The organism is Faecalibacterium sp. An122 (assembly GCF_002160895.1).
Classification (GTDB): Bacteria; Bacillota; Clostridia; order Oscillospirales; family Ruminococcaceae; genus Faecalibacterium.
In genome coordinates this window covers 1-1096 of the sequence record NZ_NFLL01000069.1, presented here as the reverse complement: position 1 = coordinate 1096, position 1096 = coordinate 1, and the positions used below count along the sequence as shown (strand labels likewise).

Below are 1096 nucleotides of genomic sequence, written 5' to 3'. Positions count from 1 at the left end.
CCCGACTAACTTGGAGCGGACGAACCTTCCTCCAAAAACCTGAGGCTTTCGGCCATGCAGATTCTCACTGCATTCGCGCTACTCATTCCGGCATTCTCACTTCTATGAACTCCACGGCCGCTCACGCTACCGTTTCGCCGCTCATACAACGCTCCCCTACCCAACATCTTGCGATGTTGCCTAAGCTTCGGTGTCAGGTTTAGCCCCGTTAAATTCTCCGCGCAAAGACGCTCGACCAGTGAGCTATTACGCACTCTTTAAATGAGTGGCTGCTTCTGAGCCAACATCCTGGTTGTCTGCGTATCTTCACATCGTTTTCCACTTGACCTGACTTTGGGACCTTAGCTGTAGATCTGGGCTGTTTCCCTTTTGACAATGACATTTATCTGACACTGTCTGACTCCCATTCATCAATACTCTGGCATTCTGAGTTTGATAAGCTTCGCTAACCTCTCGGCCGCTAGGCTATTCAGTGCTTTACCTCCAGGTATCTAAAATGAGGCTAGTCCTAAAACTATTTCGGGGAGAACCAGCTATCTCCGAGTTCGATTGGAATTTCTCCGCTACCCACAATTCATCCGCCGCCTTTTCAACGGAGGTCGGTTCGGCCCTCCATGGAATTTTACTTCCACTTCAGCCTGATCATGGGTAGGTCACCCGGTTTCGGGCCCATTGCACGTAACTTATCGCCCTTTTCAAACTTGCTTTCGCTTCGGCTCCAGTCCTTAAGACCTTAACCTTGCTACGTACAATCGCTCGCCGGACCGTTCTACAAAAAGTACCCTATCACACTTTGACGTGCTCTAGGTGCTTGTAGGCACAGGGTTTCAGGTTCTCTTTCACTCCCCTCCCGGGGTTCTTTTCACCTTTCCTTCACAGTACTATACGCTATCGGTCACTGGGTAGTATTTAGGGTTGGAGGGTGGTCCCCCCGTATTCCGACCGGGTTTCACGTGTCCGGCCGTACTCTGGATTCTGCGCAGCTCTCACCGTTTTCGCCTACGTGGTTCTCACACTCTCTGACCGGCCTTCCCATGCCGTTCGGCTAACAGTTTAAGTCCTAAAAGCAGTCCGTACCCCGCAGGTATTTCTACCC

1 rRNA gene is annotated in these 1096 nt (G+C 51.2%); it reads right to left on the bottom strand.

What is annotated here, in order from left to right:
- Window positions 1-1096 (bottom strand): 23S ribosomal RNA (locus tag B5E67_RS15260); the annotation flags it as partial.